The organism is Amycolatopsis sp. NPDC059657 (assembly GCF_042734395.1).
GTDB lineage: Bacteria > Actinomycetota > Actinomycetes > Mycobacteriales > Pseudonocardiaceae > Amycolatopsis.
This window is the reverse complement of record NZ_JBHWEB010000261.1, coordinates 1-2,303: the sequence shown is the minus strand read 5'-3', so window position 1 is coordinate 2,303 and position 2,303 is coordinate 1. Positions and strand designations below refer to the sequence as shown.

The following is a 2,303-nucleotide window of genomic DNA, read 5'->3' as shown; positions in this document are numbered from 1 at the left end:
TCCTCCTGCGATTGCTGGGAAAGCCGCCGCGCATCCGTCACCCGAACCTTCGCGTTCACACCACGATCATGCCATATTTGCCTTACGGATCAATAACCGGCCGCAACACTCACGACTCACCGGCTACAAGCCCCAACCCCTGCGCAGCTGCGCCACAGCCGAGGGATTGTTCACAGCCAAGCCCGCACCACTCTGCCGGGTGATCGAGTAGCTGTCCCCGGCACGCAGACCTGGCCAGTAGACGACGCCCATCCTCCGGCTCCGCGCCAGTTCGGTGGTGGCGGCGAAGTAGGCGGTGAAGGTGTTCCCGTCCTGAGCCGTTCCGTTGTACGTCAGCCCGGTGGTCATCGGCGCTCCCGCCTCGTCGATGATGGTCCGCGACGAGTACGAGCCGAGCCGGTTGCTGAGGTTGGTCGTCCACGCGGCACGGGTGGTGTCGTTGGCCCAGTACCCGTAGAAGTGCAGCGAAAGCAGCGTCCCGTTCAGTGCGCTCGCCCCGCCGACGCCGGTGACATTGTCGTTGTAGCCGGTTCCGCTGATGATGACCCTGCCGCGCGAAATGCCCGAGTGGCGTGAAAGCCAGCCCGAGCATACGGACACCCAGTCGTTCAGACTGTATCCGAACGGCTCGTTCATCGGTTCGAAGTAGACGTTGCCGTTGCCCTTGTAGTCACCGGTGACCTTGTCCCACATGGTGTTCCAGGCGTTCGTGTCGTCGACCTTGCCGTCCTTGTTCGCTTCCCAGTAGCCGAAGATGACCTTCATCCCCTTACCCAGCGCCGAGTCGGCGGCACCCTTGTAACGGGCCCACCAGTCCGAGTTGACGCTCTTCGGGTTGATCGGCAGTCGCACCGTGTTGGCGCCGAGCTTGCTCTGGAAGCCCGAGATGATGCCGTCCGCCTTCGATTTGACAGCGGAATAGCTGTCCCCGGAGGCAAGGCCGGTCGGAATGACCCAGCCGTCCACATAGTTGTCCCGACCGTCGGCCCAGTTGACGCCACGGAAGGAGTTGGTGTCGGCGGAAGCCTGCTGGGGAACCGCCAACAGCGGCACGGCGACCGCCGCGACCAGCAAGGCGCGTAAGCAGGCACGAACACGAGTGCGCTTCATTATGAACTCCGTTGCTCAAGAATGTGCGTCTGCCGGTACCGAGGCCGCACAGGTCAGCGGGTTGGCATTCTACGTACCGAAAGCAATATAGAGCTCTATTATTCTATTGCCCGAATATAATATCCATGCGCATTTCGCTGATTTTTACAGGGAATCACGAGGTCAACCACGCAAACGCTGGCGGGCGATCGCCTGCCAGCGCTGGTTCGCGCCGTTCGTCGGCTTGTAGAGGCCGATGGGGGCGCCGTCCTCACGGGATTCGCCGACAACGTCGAGCAGCTGGCCGGTAGCGACGTTGATGAAATTCCAAGTGCCGTCGCCGGTGCTCGACAGAATCCAGCGTGACGCCGCGCCGCCGGTTCCCGCCGCGGTGAGTTTCACCGCACCGTCCGCCGTGCTGAGAACCTGGCCAGTACCCGCGTTCTTGATGGTCAACTGATCCCGGTTGCCGTACCGGCCGGTGCGGTCGTCGAACGTCCAACGCTGGGACGCCGACGAAGCGTCCGTGACCCGCTGGACGAGCGAACCGTGCTCCGCGCTCAACGATTTCCCGCTCTGCACGCCGGAAAGGGTGAACGGCTTACCGGAAGCGATACCTGTTCCATCCGCCACTGAGCTGACACCGCTGACCACGAAGCTGGTCACCGAACGCGCCGGAACTCGCAAAGTCGCTCGCTGCTGGGACACTTTCACCGGCCTGCCGGTCTTCAACGCACCGTTGACGTCGGTCACGACCGGCGTCACGGTCGCGTTGCCACGGATGTGTCCGAAGCCGGACAGATCCAAGGTGACGTCACGGTCGACGGAGCCCGCGTTGGTGTGGACGACGGTTGCCAGGTTCTCCCCGCGCATCGCGACGGTGCTGGAGCGGTCGTTCACGCCGATCAGGCGATCACCGGGCTTGATGTAGTGGGTGAAGTTGCGCATCGTGTTGTATTTCGTGTTCGTCCTGATCGGACAGTCGGTGGTCGGGGCGCAGTCGAACGGGATCTGGATTTCGCCCCAGTTCATGCCTTCGGGACGTTCGCCGCCCGGCATCATGGCGTTGTAGTCCTCGATCGGCTGCCAGCCGATCCACGCGCTCGGCTCCAGCTCGCGCAGGTCGTCGGTGATCTGGCCTGCCAAGCCGAGACCGGGGTCCATGCTGGTGAAGTCCTGGCCGTCCTTCCAGCTGCCGCCGACCTCGCTCATCC

General features: G+C 63.3%; 2 protein-coding genes. Both read right to left on the bottom strand.

Annotated elements, in window-relative coordinates; translation table 11 throughout:
* Positions 1 to 123: 123 nt before the first annotated feature.
* The gene (locus ACFV15_RS48085; protein ID WP_378360223.1) at positions 124 to 1,110 is read right to left on the bottom strand and encodes a cellulase family glycosylhydrolase; all 987 of its coding nucleotides are present in this window, start codon (positions 1,108 to 1,110) and stop codon (positions 124 to 126) included.
* Between the two features lie 162 nt (positions 1,111 to 1,272).
* A partial coding sequence (locus ACFV15_RS48080; RefSeq protein WP_378360222.1) for an RICIN domain-containing protein occupies positions 1,273 to 2,303 on the bottom strand: 1,031 nt, incomplete at its 5' end.

Excerpts from the sequence above, each read along its gene's own strand:
- ACFV15_RS48085 (WP_378360223.1), bottom strand. The coding sequence starts at position 1,110 with ATGAAGCGCACTCGTGTTCGTGCCTGCTTACGCGCCTTGCTGGTCGCG.